At 70.6% G+C, this 15,132-nt stretch carries 14 protein-coding genes (1 of these 14 only partly in view); 10 read left to right on the plus strand and 4 right to left on the minus strand.

Annotation, left to right across the window (positions count from 1 at the left end; all coding sequences use genetic code 11):
- Nucleotides 1-1,166 carry the 5' portion of a family 78 glycoside hydrolase catalytic domain gene (locus tag NUH29_RS11370; RefSeq protein ID WP_444544371.1) on the minus strand. It extends 40 nt beyond the left edge of the window, so only the first 1,166 of its 1,206 coding nucleotides appear in the window; the start codon lies at nucleotides 1,164-1,166; the stop codon falls past the left edge of the window.
- 77 nt (nucleotides 1,167-1,243) lie between these two features.
- Between NUH29_RS11370 and NUH29_RS11375 the strand changes: the two genes are divergently transcribed.
- Nucleotides 1,244-1,603 carry a cupin domain-containing protein gene (locus tag NUH29_RS11375; RefSeq protein ID WP_258799278.1) on the plus strand — a complete coding sequence of 120 codons (360 nt, stop codon included), beginning with the start codon at nucleotides 1,244-1,246 and terminating at the stop codon, nucleotides 1,601-1,603.
- 3 nt (nucleotides 1,604-1,606) lie between these two features.
- Nucleotides 1,607-2,452, plus strand: a complete 846-nt coding sequence (locus NUH29_RS11380) for an NAD-dependent epimerase/dehydratase family protein (RefSeq protein ID WP_258799279.1) — start codon at nucleotides 1,607-1,609, stop codon at nucleotides 2,450-2,452.
- A gap of 4 nt (nucleotides 2,453-2,456) precedes the next feature.
- Here NUH29_RS11380 and NUH29_RS11385 read toward each other — a convergent pair whose 3' ends face one another.
- The 3 genes from NUH29_RS11385 to NUH29_RS11395 form a co-directional block, all read right to left on the minus strand.
- On the minus strand, nucleotides 2,457-3,344 hold the full coding sequence (locus NUH29_RS11385; protein ID WP_258799280.1) for a carbohydrate ABC transporter permease: 888 nt from the start codon (nucleotides 3,342-3,344) through the stop codon (nucleotides 2,457-2,459).
- A 9-nt stretch (nucleotides 3,345-3,353) separates the two neighbouring features.
- Nucleotides 3,354-4,235 carry a carbohydrate ABC transporter permease gene (locus NUH29_RS11390; protein WP_258799282.1) on the minus strand — a complete coding sequence of 294 codons (882 nt, stop codon included), beginning with the start codon at nucleotides 4,233-4,235 and terminating at the stop codon, nucleotides 3,354-3,356.
- Nucleotides 4,236-4,340: 105 nt separating this feature from the next.
- A complete protein-coding gene (locus NUH29_RS11395) occupies nucleotides 4,341-5,528 on the minus strand; it encodes an ABC transporter substrate-binding protein (protein WP_258799283.1) in 1,188 nt (395 codons plus the stop codon).
- A gap of 262 nt (nucleotides 5,529-5,790) precedes the next feature.
- On the opposite strand from NUH29_RS11395, the gene NUH29_RS11400 reads away from it, so the two are divergent.
- The 8 genes from NUH29_RS11400 to rhaS all read left to right on the plus strand — a co-directional run bounded on the left by NUH29_RS11400 (nucleotide 5,791) and on the right by rhaS (nucleotide 15,125).
- Nucleotides 5,791-8,040: a glycoside hydrolase family 3 N-terminal domain-containing protein gene (locus NUH29_RS11400; protein ID WP_258799284.1), complete on the plus strand. Its 2,250-nt coding sequence runs from the start codon at nucleotides 5,791-5,793 to the stop codon at nucleotides 8,038-8,040.
- A 51-nt stretch (nucleotides 8,041-8,091) separates the two neighbouring features.
- Nucleotides 8,092-8,850: an SDR family NAD(P)-dependent oxidoreductase gene (locus NUH29_RS11405; RefSeq protein ID WP_258799285.1), complete on the plus strand. Its 759-nt coding sequence runs from the start codon at nucleotides 8,092-8,094 to the stop codon at nucleotides 8,848-8,850.
- A gap of 10 nt (nucleotides 8,851-8,860) precedes the next feature.
- Nucleotides 8,861-9,268 (plus strand): carboxymuconolactone decarboxylase family protein, encoded by a 408-nt coding sequence (locus tag NUH29_RS11410; RefSeq protein ID WP_258799286.1) that lies wholly within the window; start codon nucleotides 8,861-8,863, stop codon nucleotides 9,266-9,268.
- 36 nt (nucleotides 9,269-9,304) lie between these two features.
- Nucleotides 9,305-10,309 (plus strand): LacI family DNA-binding transcriptional regulator, encoded by a 1,005-nt coding sequence (locus tag NUH29_RS11415; RefSeq protein WP_258799287.1) that lies wholly within the window; start codon nucleotides 9,305-9,307, stop codon nucleotides 10,307-10,309.
- 158 nt (nucleotides 10,310-10,467) lie between these two features.
- Nucleotides 10,468-12,000 carry a sugar ABC transporter ATP-binding protein gene (locus tag NUH29_RS11420; RefSeq protein ID WP_258799288.1) on the plus strand — a complete coding sequence of 511 codons (1,533 nt, stop codon included), beginning with the start codon at nucleotides 10,468-10,470 and terminating at the stop codon, nucleotides 11,998-12,000.
- Nucleotides 11,997-12,983: an ABC transporter permease gene (locus NUH29_RS11425; protein WP_258799289.1), complete on the plus strand. Its 987-nt coding sequence runs from the start codon at nucleotides 11,997-11,999 to the stop codon at nucleotides 12,981-12,983. The genes NUH29_RS11420 and NUH29_RS11425 overlap by 4 nt, the downstream gene beginning before the upstream one ends.
- Nucleotides 12,980-14,035: an ABC transporter permease gene (locus NUH29_RS11430; RefSeq protein ID WP_258799290.1), complete on the plus strand. Its 1,056-nt coding sequence runs from the start codon at nucleotides 12,980-12,982 to the stop codon at nucleotides 14,033-14,035. The genes NUH29_RS11425 and NUH29_RS11430 overlap by 4 nt, the downstream gene beginning before the upstream one ends.
- A gap of 55 nt (nucleotides 14,036-14,090) precedes the next feature.
- Entirely contained in the window at nucleotides 14,091-15,125 is a 1,035-nt protein-coding gene (gene rhaS, locus NUH29_RS11435) for a rhamnose ABC transporter substrate-binding protein (RefSeq protein WP_258799291.1), read from the plus strand.
- Nucleotides 15,126-15,132 lie beyond the last annotated feature (7 nt).

Genomic DNA, 15,132 nt, shown 5'->3' on the forward strand with positions numbered 1-15,132 from the left:
GTGGTCGCCGTATCATTAAAAAAGCGGATGGTCACGGTGTCGCCCGCCGCGCCGGTGACGCGGATGCGCACCCGCCCGACCAGGTTCTGTCCGAAGTCGAGCACGGCCTTCCCCGACGGCGTGTGCAGCACCTCGACCGGGGCGACCTCCTGGGTGCAGCGCACGGGAGGGCCGGTGGGTGCGACGAGGGTGGCCGGATCGCGTTCAGCGACGGCGACCGGGGTCCACCCGGCGGCATCGAACCCGGGGCGCGACCAGCCGGGCTGCTCGTCGCGGGCGTCGAAGTCCTCACCGTCGTAGTTGCCGGTGCGCACGATGGGGCCGGGGGCCGCGACCCAGGTCGCGTCGGTGGCGAGCGTCTCCCGGGTGCCGTCGGCGTACTCCAGCTCCAGCTGGCCGAGGAAGGAGAGATCGGTGCCGTAGAGGTTGCGGAAGCCGGCACGCCAGCCGAGCCGGCCGCGGTACCAGCCGTCGCCGAGCCAGCTGCCGATCGCGTTCTCGCCCACGGTCAGGTGGTCGGTGACGTCGTAGCTGTAGTAGCGCAGCCGCTTCGGGTAGACCGTCCAGCCCGGCGAGAGGGCGTCGTCGCCGACGCGCTCCCCGTTGATCTCGACCTCGTAGAGCCCGTGGGCGGTCGCGTAGAGGCGAGCGCGCACCAGTCCCTCGCGTACCGCGAACTCGCGCCGCACGCGTGCCGGTCGTCGGTCGTCGGACTCCGCATCCTCGGGCCACGCGCCTCCGACGGGCACCGCGCTCCAGTCCGCCGGGTCGAGCAGGCCCGCTTCGAGGGCGGTCGGCTCGCTCCAGGGGCCCACCGATCCGTCGGCGCCGCGCACACGCACGCGCACCTCGGCGCGCTCGCGCGAGCGCAGGGGTCCCCCCGGCCACGGCACGAGGATCTGCTCGGGGGAGGAGACGGCGTGCTCGACGGTCGTGTCGTCGCGGGTGACGGCCAGCTCGTAGCCGGCCTGGCGCCACTCGTCGGGAGCTTCGACCGTCCACGACAGGCGCGGCCTGGATTCGCCGATCCCCAGGGGGGCACGGTGGTGCTCGATGCGCGGGGCGGAGGCGATGGCCGTCACGGTGTTCCTCGGAAGATCGACATTGACACGTTTCAAAGAGAGACAGTACCGCACTCGGAGGCCGAACGGTGCGCCACTTGACACGTTTCAATCTGAGTGTCGATCGCCCTAGAATCGAGGCACGCGGAACCGCACGACGCGGCGCGGACGAGGAGGTCGGAATGCCGGTGCACGAGCCAGGGAGCTGGGTGGATCCCGCATCCGGATCCCCCTACGCCGCGGGCCGCTTCGCCCTCGCCGCCGGGTCCCGCTTCGACCGTCACCTGCACACCGACGACGAGCTGTGGCTCATCCGCAGCGGCGCCGCGACGATCCTGCTCGACGGCGAGCAGCAGCTCGTCCGGGCGGGCGACATCGTGCGCATCCCTGCGGGGACCGTGCACGACATCCTCGCCGTGCACCCCGAGGTCTCCGGATTCTTCGTCGAGACCGGACACCAGGACGGGCTCTCCGGCCATCTCCACGCGGACCCCGCCGACGCCGACGGTCACGAGGTCGCCGTCCGGGACCTGGACGGCTGAGCCGTGCGCATCCTCCTCACCGGCAGTTCGGGCAAGCTCGGTCGCGCGACCGGCGATCGGCTGCAGGACCTCGGGCACGAGGTGCTCGGCGTCGACCTGCACGGCACGGCGGGCGCCGGCTTCACCCGGGTCGACCTGCAGGACTACGGGCAGGTGCTCGACACGATGCTCGGGGTGACGGCGCGGCACAGCGGGCTCGACGCCGTCGTGCATCTCGCCGCCATCCCGGTGAACGGCATCGTGCCGGATGTCACCACCTTCCACAACAACGTCACGGCGACGTTCAACGTCGCCTTCGCGGCGCACCGCGCCGGCATCCGCACCCTGGTCGTCGCGTCGAGCATCACGGCGATGGGCTTCCCCTTCGAGGTCGCACCGCCGGCGCTGCCGGTCGACGAGGACTACACCGCCGCCTTCACCACCTACGGGCTCGGCAAGGTGGTGGAGGAGGCCATGTTCGGGCAGCTGGTCGGCTGGGATCCGGAGCTCTCCATCACCGCGCTGCGCTACACGAACGTGGTGGGCGAGGGCGAGTGGGGCACGTTCGCGCGCGCCGGAGACCCCGACTACCGTCGCGACCTGCTCGGCAGCTACGTCGACGTGCGCGACGGGGCGGAGGCCGTGGTGGCCGCGCTGACCCATGCCCGCCCTGGCTTCGAGGCCTACGTCATCGCCGCACCCGACAGCGGCGTGGACATCCCGTCGCCCGAACTCGCGGCGCGATGGTTCCCCGGCGTTCCGGTCGCCTCCGGGCTCGGCGACCGCGACCCGCTCGTCTCCTCGGCGAAGGCCGCGCGCGAGCTGGGGTGGACGGCGACGCGCCTCTGGCGCGACCACTACTCCGTCTGAGGCCTCAGCCCTTCACCGCGCCCGCGGCCAGACCGCTCATGATGCGCTGGTTCAGGAACAGGTAGAGCACGAGGATGCCGGCCGTCGTGATGCAGATCGCGGCGAACAGCGGGCCGTAGTCGATCGCGCCGTACTCTCCCGAGAAGTTCAGCAGACCGATCTGGATGGTGTTGAGCTTGCGCTGGCCGGCGAACACCAGGGCGAACAGCAGGTCGTTCCAGAGCAGGAAGAACTGCACGATCGCGACGGTGAAGATCGCGTTCCGCATCATCGGCAGGCCGACCGAGAAGAACGAGCGCAGCATCGAGGCGCCGTCGATCGTGGACGCCTCGAAGACCTCGCGCGGGATCGCACGGAAGTAGGTGGCCATCATGAACACCGTCAGCGGCATGCCGATGGCGACGTAGATGATGATGAGCGGGAGGAGCGAGCCGCTGATCTTCAGGTTGAAGAACGCGGTGAACAGCGGCAGCAGGATCATCTGGCCGGGGATCATGATGCCCGCGAGGAACACGAGCAGCACGGGGCTGCGGCCCTTCCACACCATGACCTCGAGCGCGAAGCCGGCCGCCGTGCCGAGCAGCGCGATGATGATCACCGACGGCACGACCGCGAGCAGCGAGTTGGTGATGGTGACGGCGAGGTTGCCCGTCTCCCACGCCTTGGCGTAGTTCTCCCACGCCCACGACTCGGGGAGCGCGTACGAGGGGTTGTTGAGGAAGTCGGCGTTGGTCTTCAGGGAGTTGATGAACATCCACACCAGCGGGTAGCCCATGACCAGCACGAGCGCGGCGATCGCGATCAGGGCGGGGATGCGGCGGACGGCCCTCGCGAGGGGGCGGCGGCGCCGGGGCACCGCGCGGACGGTCGAGATGGCGACGGTTTCGGTCACGGTCGGCTCCTATCGCGTGTTGTCGCTGCGCGACGAGCGGAAGATGAAGAGGGTGATGATGAGGCAGATGATCGTGAGCAGCAGGGCGATCGTCGAGCCGTAGCCGTAGTCGCCGAACTGGAACGCCGTCCGGTACATGTAGAGCGTCAGGGGCGTCGTCGACGATCCCGGCCCTCCGGAGGTCAGCGCGAACACCGAGTCGAAGACCTTGACGGTGCCGTTGATGCTGAAGATGAACGACGCGAACAGGATGGGCAGCGTCTGCGGCAGCACGATGTGGCGGAACAGGGAGAACCCGCGCGCGCCGTCGATGCGGGCCGATTCGATGATGTCCTCCGGGATGTCGAGCAGGCCCGAGAAGACGAGCACGCCGTAGAAGCCGATGCTGCGCCACACGTCCATCACCACGATGACGACGAACGCCGTGTCGCCCGCCCCGAGCCAGTCGACCCCGCCGAGGCCGACGTTGACGAGGAGCTCGTTGGCGAGTCCGTCGACGGGCGCGCTCTGGAAGAGCTTCGAGTAGAGGATGCCGACGGCGACGGTCGGGAGGATGACGGGGAAGAAGACGAGCGTGCGGATGAACACGCTCGAGCGCTTGAGCAGGAAGAGGTAGATGAGCGCGAGCCCGTAGCCGAGCACGACCTGGAGGACCGTGGTCAGCAGCGCGTACTTGAGGGTGAAGAGCAGGGCCGCCCACACCTGGTCGTCGGTGAACAGCTGCAGGTAGTTCGCGAATCCGACGAAGTCGAAGCCGAAGAGCGCGGTGCCGTCGAAGAAGGTGAGGCCGAAGGAGACCAGCACCGGCACCAGCATGATCAGCGTGTAGACCAGGAGCGCGGGTCCCAGCAGGATCAGGATCGTCTTGCGATCGGCGAGGACTGAGCGCATGGGGTGATGCCTTCCGAAGTGATGCGTCCCGCGGCGTCGGGGGATGGTCGAGGGTAACCCCGGCGCGGCCCCGCGGTGGGCCGCGCCGGGGTCGGGGAGGACCGCTTACTTGTCCAGGGCGTCCTGGACCATGGTCATGAACTCCTCGGGCGAGAGCTGGCCGGTGACCAGCAGCGCCGCGTTCGTCGACGAGATCTGGCTCGCCTCGGCGTTGAAGAGCGCCTCGAACCACAGGACGGACGAGGTGCTCGATCCGATCGTGTCGGCGATCGTCTGCGAGATCTCCGGCAGGTCGACGTCGGCGTCGGCGACGAAGCCGGTGATCTGGCCCTGCTCGAGCGCCGCGTTGCCGTAGCCGTTCGCGATGCAGGTCAGCCACGCCTCGACGTTCGGGTCGTCGGCGGTCTTCGCGGCGAAGGTCGCCGGGAGTCCGACGTTCGCCGGGTAGTCGTCGATGCTTCCGGCCCCGCCCTCGACGGCCGGGAACGGGAAGAACCCGACGTTGTCGGCGCCGATCTGGTTGCCGTCTCCGTTGATGTTGCCGAGCAGCCACGAGCCCATGTAGATCATCGCGGCGTTGCCGGTGAGGAACTCGTTGGTCGCGGCGTCGTAGTCGAGGCTCGTGACGTTGGCGCCGAAGTATCCGGCCGTGCCGAGGTCGGCGATGGCCTGCGCGGCCGCCACGTACTCGGGGTCGGTCAGCTTCGCCGAGCCGTCAGCCACCTTCTCGAGCGCGTCGGCGCCGAGCGAGCGGAACAGGTAGCCCGAGACCAGGCGGGTGAGCGGCCAGCCCTGCTCGCCGGAGGCGGCGAAGGGGGTCTTGCCCGCGGCCTGCACCTCGGCGGCGAGGTCGGTGAGCTCGGTCCAGGTCGTCGGGACCTCCCAGCCGTTCTCGGCGAAGAGGGCCTTGTTGTAGAAGACGCCCTCGATGTTGTACTGGAAGGGCAGGAAGTCGAAGCCGCCGCCGTAGAGCTTCTCGATGGTCGAGACGGCACCCTCGGAGATCTTGTCGCGCACACCGAGCTCGGTGAGCTTCGCATCGAAGTCGACGAGCGCGCCCGCCTCCGCGAGCTTGGCGCCCTCGGCCGGGTTGCCACCCGCGGAGAACATGACGGGCAGCCCGTCCTGGCTCGCGAGCAGCTGCATCTGGGCGTCGATCTCGGCCTGCGGGATCGAGTTGACCTCGAGCGGGGCGGCGTCGTTCGCCGCCTTGCACTCGCCGTCGATGAGAGCGTCGAGGACGGGCTCGGTGGTGGTGTTCTCGGCGTTCTTGGTGAAGGTGAACGAGGTCACCCCTGCCTCGTCACCGCCGGCCGAACACGCGGACAGGGCGAGCACGCTGACGCCGGCGATGGCGAGCGCGCTCAGGATCGGCCGCCGAAGGCGCCGAGTCGTAGCTGTGGACACATTTCCTCCTTGAAAGGTGGCGCCCCAATTGAGACGTTTCAATCCTGGGATGGTAATGATGGACTTCTGCACTGTCAAGACAGACGAGGGGGTCGATATCGACATGAGTGAAACGTCACAAACACCGGACGCGGACCGCGGGGACCGCGTGGAGTCCCTCCTCGCCACGCTTTCACTCGACGCGCGGCTCGCGCAACTCACCGGGCTGTGGGCGGGGGCGAAGCGCAGCGACGATGCGGCGCCCCTCCAGGAGCGGCTGGTCTCCGACGGCGTCCACTTCGAGGAGTTCGCGGTCGACGGACTCGGCCAGCTCACCCGGCACTACGGCACCACCCCGCTCGATCCGGACGCCGCCCGGGAGCTCCTCGTCCGGCGGCAGGAGTGGCTCATCGCGCACACCCCCGGAGGGATCCCCGCGATCGTGCACGAGGAGTGCCTGACGGGCGTGCTCGCGTGGAAGGCGATCGCATATCCGACGCCGTTGGCCTGGGGGGCCACCTTCGCGCCCGGACTCGTCGAGCGGATGGCGGCGCGCATCGGCGCCGACCTGCGCGCGCTCGGCATCCACCAGGGCCTCGCCCCCGTGCTCGACGTCGTGCGCGACGCGCGGTGGGGTCGTGTCGAGGAGTGCATCGCCGAGGACCCGCACCTCGTGGGCGCCCTCGGCACCGCCTACGTCCGCGGGCTGGAGTCCGCCGGACGCGTCGCGACGCTCAAGCACTTCGCCGGCTACGCCTCCTCGCGCGCCGGGCGCAACCACGGCTCGGTCGCGATGGGACGACGCGAGCTCGAGGACACCGTGCTGCCGCCGTTCGAGCGCGCGATCCGCGAGGGCGGGGCGCGCTCGGTCATGAACGCCTACACCGAGCTGGACGGCGTGCCCGCCGCCGCCGACGCCGAGCTGCTGACGGGCGTGCTGCGCGATCGCTGGGGGTTCGCGGGCACCGTGGTGGCCGACTACTTCGCCATCGCGTTCCTCGAGTCGATGCACGGGGTGGCGGACGACCTCGCGGGCGCCGCCGCGCTCGCCCTGGCGGCCGGGATCGACGTCGAGCTGCCCACGGGGTCCGCCTACCGCGAGCCGCTCCGCGACCTCGTCGCCTCCGGCGAGGTCGCTCCCGAGCTCGTCGACCGCGCCCTGCGCCGGGTGCTCGTCCAGAAGGCTGAGCTCGGCCTGCTCGACGGTGGAGGGCTCCCCGAGCCGGGCCCGCTCGAACTCGACGGCCCGGAGCACCGGGCGATCGCCCGCGAGGTCGCCGAGGCGTCGATCGTGCTCCTCGAGAACCGGGGGATCCTTCCCCTCGCGGCGTCCCCCACGATCGCGGTGATCGGACCGAACGCCGATCACGCCCCCGCGCTCTTCGGCTGCTACTCGTTCGTCAACCACGTGCTGCCACGACATCCCGAGGTGCCGATCGGGTTCGACGTCGAGACCGTGCTGGATGCCGTGCGCGCCGAGTACCCCGCGGCGGCGGTGGCGTACGCGCCCGGATGCGACGCGACGGACCCGTCGCTCGACGGCGTCGCCGACGCCGTGCGTCTCGCGGCCGAGTCCGAGGTCGCGGTCGTCGTGCTCGGGGACCGAGCCGGGATGTTCGGCAAGGGCACCTCGGGCGAGGGCTGCGACGTGGTCGACCTCACCCTGCCGGGGGTGCAGCACGAGCTCGCGCGGGCGGTGATCGCCACCGGCACCCCGACGGTGCTCGTGCTCGTCACCGGTCGACCCTACGAACTGCGCGACCTCGCCGAGCCCGGCGGGGCGGCGGCGATCCTGCAGGCGTTCTTCCCCGCGACCGAGGGTGCCGCAGCGATCGCGGGCGTGCTCTCGGGCCGCGTGAATCCCGCGGGTCGTCTGCCGGTCGGCATGCCCGGCGATCACGCGCCTCAGCCGTCGAGCTACCGCCACGTGCGGCTCGACGCGGCGACCGGCGTCTCGAGCGCCGACCCCACGCCGCGCTACCCCTTCGGCTTCGGGCTCTCGTACACGAGCTTCGAGCTCGGGGCGCCGACGCTCGAGGCGGCCGAGGTGCCGACGGGCGGCGAGGTCGTGCTGCGCGTCGCGGTGCGCAACGCGGGGGCCCGCGACGGGGTGGAGGTCGTGCAGCTGTACGCCCACGATCCGGTCGCATCCGTCACGCGGCCCCTGCGCGAGCTCGTCGCGTTCGCGCGGGTGCCTCTCGCCGCGGGGGAGGAGACGACGGTCGAGTTCCGCCTTCCGGCGCGCGTGTTCTCGTTCACCGACGCCCGCTACGAGCGCGTGGTGGAACCCGGCCGCGTCGACCTCACGATCGCTCGGGATGCGGCGGACGCGGGGTCGATCGCGTCGGTGCTCTTCACGGGTGAGCGGCACCTGGTGGGCGCGGCGGATGTCGCGCAGGCGTCATGGTCGCGCGTCTGATCCGCTACAGTCCTGTTTGAAACGTTTCGAAATCGACACGGAGGTCGATCGATGAACCCCCAGGTCCTCGCCGGCGCGCGGCTTCTGCTCACCGGCGGCGCGGGCGCCCTCGGCACCGTGATCGCGCGCACCTTCGCCGCGGCGGGCGCCGACGTCGCCATCCTCGACCTCGACGCGCAGGGCGCGGCCACCCTCGCGAGCGAACTCGGCGACACCGGTCGCCTCGCCGTCGCCGTGGGCGTCGACCTCACCGACCACGACGCCGTCCGAGCCGCGGTGGCCGAGGCGGAGGCCGCGCTCGGGGGGATCGACATCCTCATCAACGCGGCCGGAGGCGGCATCGTCGCGCCGTTCGCCGAGATGACCGACGAGCAGTGGCGCACCCAGATGGCGCGCAACCTCGACTCCGTGTTCCACGTCACGCGGGCCGTCCTCCCCGGCATGATCGACCGGCGGCACGGTCGCATCCTCAACATCGCGTCCATCGCCGCGGTGTCGGGCGGGCGTCTCGTCCGCAACGCCGTCGCCTACGCCACCGCGAAGGCCGGCGTCGTCGGGCTCACCAAGGCGCTCGCGATCGAGGTCGCCGAGCAGGGGATCACCGTCAACGCGATCGCCCCGGGCGCCCAGGCGACCCCGGGTCGCGACCGCGACACCCCGGAACGCCGGGAGGCCCTGCTCGCGCAGATCCCGACCCGGCTGCTCGGCGAGCCGCAGCACCTCGCCGACACGCTGCTCTTCCTGGCCTCCCCGTCCGCGGTCAACATCACGGGCGTGATCCTGCCGCTCGACGGCGGGCACTCGATCTGAGGAGATGGCGATGAGCGACAGGTTCGACCGCGGCGCCGAATGGTTCGACGCGGTGTACGGCGAGGGCAGGGGGCGGGGCCTCGTCGAGCAGCAGACGGGTCGTGCCCAGGATCTCGCCCGCTTCGGTGTGGAGTTCAACTTCGGCGACCTCTACTCGCGTCCGGGGCTCACCCTCGCGCAGCGCGAGCTGCTCTCGCTCGCCTCGCTCGTGACGATCGGCGGCCTCGAGCCGCAGCTGCGCGGCCACACGCGAGGCGCGCTGCACGTCGGCTGCACGCCGGAGGAGATCCTCGAGACGGTCATCCACGTCGTGCAGTACTGCGGATTCCCGAAGGCGCTCAACGCCATCCGGGTGGTCACCGACGAGCTGGTGCTGCAGGGGCGCGACATCCCGCCCGCCCTCGGTCCGCAGCCCTGACGGCCGCTCCGCTATGGTTTTCGCACTATGACGAGAGTGGGCATCCGTGAGGTCGCGGCGCTCGCGGGCGTCGCGGTGGGCACCGTCTCGCACTACCTGAACCATCCCGACAAGGTCTCCGCCGAGCGCGCCGAGCGCATCCGGGGGGCGATCGACTCGCTCGGCTTCGTCCCGAACAACGCCGGACGCCAGCTGCGCCTCGGGCGGTCGTCGGCGATCGCCTACGTCGCCCCCGACGTCAGCAACCCCTACTTCGCCGAGATCGCGGAGGCCGTGGAGCTGCGCGCCGCCGAGCGCGGGGTGTCGGCGTTCATCGCCAACTCGCACCGCAGCCGCGAGCGCGAGGACGCTCACCTGGCGTTCTTCGAACAGCACCAGGTGCTCGGGCTGCTGGTCTCCTCGCACCTGCCGATCGAGGACCGGCTCGCCCACGTGCGCCGCCGGGGCACGCCGTCGGTGCTGGTCGGGCAGGCGGCGTCGAGCCCCGAGCAGGCCTCGATCTCGCTCGACGACGTCGAGGGCGGACGACTCGCCACCCAGCACCTCGTCGACATCGGATGCCGACGCATCCTGTTCGTCGGCGGCCCGGTCGGCATCAAGCAGGTCGCCGACCGCCTGAGCGGGGCGAGCATCGTGACGCGGGCGATGGCCGGGGTGGCGCTCGAGGTGATCGACCAGAGCGACCGCACCATCCGCGGCGGACGCGAGGTCGGTCGGGCGATCGCCGAGCGCCCGGCCGAGGACCGGCCCGACGCGATCTTCGCCGCGAACGACCTGCTCGCGCTCGGCATCCTGCAGGAGGTCGTGAGGGCGGGCATCGAGGTGCCGAGGGATCTCGCCCTCATCGGCTACGACGACATCGAGTACGGCGAGGCGTCGCTGATCCCGCTCAGCACCATCCGCGGGCGCCACGGGACCTTCGGCGAGGCGACCGTCGACCTCCTGTTCGGCGAGATCGAGGGGCGCACCGACGGGGTGCGGCAGCTCGCCTTCACGCCCGACCTCGTGGTGCGCGAGAGCACGAGCGGCTTCGGCCGCTGACCCATCGCCCGGTGGCGCGGCGTCGACCGCCCGCGCGGGATGCCGCTTGACGGATCGGGGTGGCGGGCCTATCGTGGCTGAACACAGCCTGAAACGATTCACCACTTGTTCAGATGGACGTCTGTTCAGACGAACGGTGCACCCCGGAAGAGACGACGATGTCCGACACCCCCGAGCAGACCGACGCCCCCGCGCCCGCGGTGCTCGAGCTCAGCAGGATCGCGAAGGCGTTCGGCGCCGTGGTGGCCCTCACCAACGGCACCCTGCGCCTCGAGCGCGGCTCCATCCACGCCCTCGTCGGCGAGAACGGCGCCGGCAAGTCCACCCTCGTGAAGATCGTGGCGGGGCTCTACCAGCGCGACGCGGGGGAGTTCACCCTCGACGGTGCGAGCGTCGACTTCACGAGCACCGCGCAGGCGAAGGACGCGGGCATCGCCGTGATCTACCAGGAGCCGACGCTGTTCCCCGACCTCTCGGTCACCGAGAACATCTTCATGGGGCGCCAGCCCCGTGGCGCGCTCGGCGTCATCGATCGGCGCGCGATGAAGGCCGAGGCGCTCGCCCTCTTCGAGCGGCTCGGCGTGCGCATCGACCCCGACCGCCCCACGCTCGGACTCTCGATCGCCGACCAGCAGATCCTCGAGATCGCCAAGGCGATCTCCCTCGACGCCAAGGTGCTCATCATGGACGAGCCCACCGCGGCGCTCTCGGGCGTCGAGGTGGAGCGGCTGTTCGCGGTCGCGCGCGGGCTGCGCGACGAGGGTCGCGCCATCCTCTTCATCTCCCACCGCTTCGACGAGGTGTTCGCCCTGTGCGACACCGTCACGGTCATGCGCGACGGCGCATACATCTCCACGAGCCCGATCAGCGACACGACCGTGCCCGAGATCGTGCGGCAGATGGTCGGTCGCGACGTCACGACGCTGTTCCCCAAGACCGAGGTGCCGATCGGCGACGTCGTGCTCGAGGTGCGGGGGCTCACCCAGCCCGGCGTGTTCTCGGACGTGAGCTTCGTCGCCCGCTCGGGTGAGATCGTCGCGCTCGCCGGGCTCGTGGGCGCGGGCCGCAGCGAGATCGCGCGCGCCGTGTTCGGCGTCGACCCCTACGCATCCGGCACCGTGACCGTCGACGGTCGGCCGATCGCGAAGCGCAGCCCGTCCGCGGCGATGGTCGCGGGCATCGCGCTCGTCCCCGAAGACCGTCGCCAGCAGGGCCTCGTGCTCGACTCGAGCGTCGCACGCAACGCGACCCTCGCGATCCGGCGCACGCTCGCGAGGCTCGGGCTCATCACGAACGCGGCCGAGAACGGCAGCGCCCGCATCTGGGCGAGCCGGCTCGAGGTGAAGACCGCCGCGCTCGACACCGAGGTCGGCACGCTCTCGGGCGGCAACCAGCAGAAGGTCGTGCTGGCCAAGTGGCTCGCGACCGACCCCAAGGTGCTCTTCGTCGACGAGCCGACCCGCGGCATCGACGTCGGCACCAAGGCCGAGGTGCACCGCCTGCTCTCCGAGCTCGCCGGCCAGGGGCTCGCGATCGTCATGATCTCCTCGGAGCTGCCCGAGGTGCTCGGCATGGCCGACCGGGTGCTCGTCGTGCACGAGGGTCGGATCACCGCCGACATCCCGCGGGCCGAGGCGACCGCCGAGTCGGTCATGTTCGCCGCCACCCACGCGGAAGGAGAGGCGGCATGACCCGCGTCGGCCACCTGCTCAAGGCGCGCGAGACCGGCATCCTGCTCGCCCTCGTCATCGTCGTCGCGGCGACCACGATCAAGAACCCCGCGTTCCTGTTCTCCACCGACGGCTGGCGCGACCTGCTGCTGACGCCGGCGATCCTCATGCTCGTCGCCGTCGGGCAGGCGATCGTCATCATCACCCGCAGCGTCGACCTGTCGGTCGGCTCGGTCGTCGGGCTGTCCGCCTACCTCACGGGCCGCACCTTCATCGACCTGCCGGGGCTGCCGTGGCCCACCGTGTTCCTCATCGGCCTCGTCTTCGGCGGGCTGCTCGGGCTCGTCAACGGCGCGCTCGTCGCCTTCGCGAAGGTGCCCGCGCTCGTCATCACGCTCGGCACGCTCTACATCTACCGGGGCATCAACGTCATGTGGACGGGCTCCGACCGCATCAACGCCTCCGACATGCCGAAGGAGTTCCTCGCGCTCGGCACGAGCTCCCTCCTCGGCATCCCGTACCTCACGATCATCGCGGTCGTGGTGCTCGTGGCCGCCGGATGGTACATGTACACCCAGCGCGCCGGACGCGAGCTCTACGCCATCGGTTCGGACCCGGCGGCCGCCCACCTCTACGGGCTCAAGGTCACGCAGCGCGTGCTCGCGGCCTTCGTCGTCTGCGGTGCGCTCGCGGGCCTCGCGGGCGTGCTCTACGCCGCCCGCTACGGCACCGTCAACTCGCAGGCCGGGTCGGGGTGGGAGCTGGATGCCGTGGGCGCGGCCGTCATCGGCGGCGTCGCGATCTTCGGCGGCTCGGGCACCGTGTGGGGCGCCGCCATCGGCGCCTACCTGCTGCTCACCATCAACCGCGCGCTCCCGGTCATCGGGGTGCAGGACTTCTGGCAGCGCGCCGTCGTCGGCGTGCTGATCCTCGGGGCGATCGTGCTCGACCGCGTGCTCGCGGTCAGACAGAGCCGCCGGCTCACGGAGGCGAGGAACTCATGACCGCCGACATCCAGCACGCACCGGCGACGCGCAGCTACCGCGACTACGCCCAGCCCGCCTGGCGGCGATTGCTGTTCACGCGCGAGGCGGCCATCATCGCCCTGCTCGCGATCGTCTACGTCGTCGCCGCGGTGTCGGTGCGCAACTTCGCGGCGCCCATCACCATCACCTACCTGCTGCTCGACGTCGCGACGATCCTGCTCATCGCGCTGCCGATGACGCTCATCATCATCACGGGCGAGATCGACCTCTCGGTCGCGAGCGTCGTCGGGCTCTCGAGCGTCACGCTCGGCACGCTGCACCAGGCGGGGATGCCGATCGAGGCGGCCGGCGCCGTCGCGATCCTCGTGGGGGCCGTGGCGGGCGCCGTCAACGGCTTCTTCATCACCGTGGTCGGGCTGCCCTCGCTCGCGGTCACCATCGGAACGCTCGCGCTCTTCCGCGGTCTCGCCGTCGGGCTGCTCGGCACCACCGCCGTCACCGACTTCACCGAGTTCTGGACCGACCTGGCGAAGTCCAAGATCCCGGGCACCCCGATCCCCAGCGTCATGGTGCTGTTCGTGGTGCTCGCGATCGTCTTCGCCGTGCTGCTGCACCTCACCCCGTTCGGTCGCGGCGTCTACGCCATCGGCCTCGCGAGCGAGGCGGCCCGGTTCTCGGGCGTGCGCGTCGAGCGCACCAAGTTCATCCTGTTCGTGCTGAGCGGCGCGGTCTCGGCGCTCGCCGGCATCTACTACACGCTGCGCTTCGGCAGCGCGCGCGGCGACAACGCGACCGGCCTCGAGCTGAGCGTCATCGCGGCGGTGCTGCTCGGCGGGGTGTCGATCTTCGGCGGGCGCGGCAACATCCTGGGCGTCATCGCGGGGGTGCTGCTCATCGGCATCCTCGGCAGCGCCCTGCGCCTCGCCAACGTCACGAGCGACGTCATCAACATCATCACGGGCGCCCTGCTGGTCGCCTCCGTGGTGTCCACGAGCGTCCTGGCCTGGATCCACCGCAAGCGGATCGGGGCGGGCATCAAGAAGGGGCCCCCGGCGCCTGCGCAGGACTGAGGACCCCCACACCGTCGATGCAACCACATCGGCACCCATCAAGAGGAGAGAAACAATGACGTTCAGCACCAAGCGCGTCGGCGCCCTCGCGGCACTCGCCGTGTCGGTCGCCCTCGTCGCCACCGGTTGCGCCGCATCGGACGGCGGCGACGGCGGCTCGGGCGGCGGCGACGGCGGCAACCTCGCCATCACCTTCCTGCCGAAGAACCTCGGCAACCCGTACTTCGACACCTCGGATGCGGGCGGCAAGGCGGCCATCGAGGAGTTCGGCGGCACCTACGCCGAGGTCGGCCCCACCGAGGCCGCCCCGGACGCCCAGGTCAGCTTCATCAACACGCTCACCCAGCAGGGCGTCGGCGGCATCGTCGTCTCGGCGAACGACCCGGAGGCCATCTGCGACGCCCTCAACGAGGCGCGTGACAACGGCATCAAGGTCGTCACCTTCGACTCCGACACCAACGCCGACTGCCGCGACCTGTTCATCAACCAGGCCACCGCCGACGGCATCGCCAAGGTCGAGGTCGACGAGATCGCCAAGCAGATCGGCAACGCCGGTCAGATCGCCATCCTCTCCGCCTCGGCGAACGCGACCAACCAGAACGCGTGGATCGAGACCATGAAGACCTACCTCGCGTCGGACTACCCCGACATCGAGCTGGTCGACGTGGTGTACGGCGACGACGACGACCAGACCTCGTTCGACAAGACCGCGGCGCTGCTGCAGACCTACCCCGAGCTGAAGGGCATCATCTCGCCCACCACGGTCGGCATCGCGGCCGCCGCGCGCTACCTGTCGACGTCGGCGTTCAAGGGCAAGGTCGCGCTGACCGGGCTCGGCACCCCCAACCAGATGCGCGACTACGTCGAGGACGGCACCGTCACCTCGTTCGCGCTGTGGAACCCGGGCGACCTCGGCTACCTCGCCGCCTACGCGGCGAAGGCGCTCATCGAGGGCGACATCACGGGCGCCGAGGGCGACACCTTCGACGCGGGCAAGCTCGGCTCGTACACGGTCGGCGCCGACGGCGCGGTGCTGCTCGGCGACCCGTACGTGTTCGACAAGGACAACATCGGCGACTTCGACTTCTGATCGGAGT

The organism is Protaetiibacter mangrovi (genome assembly GCF_024752305.1).
Lineage (GTDB): Bacteria > Actinomycetota > Actinomycetes > Actinomycetales > Microbacteriaceae > Homoserinibacter > Homoserinibacter mangrovi.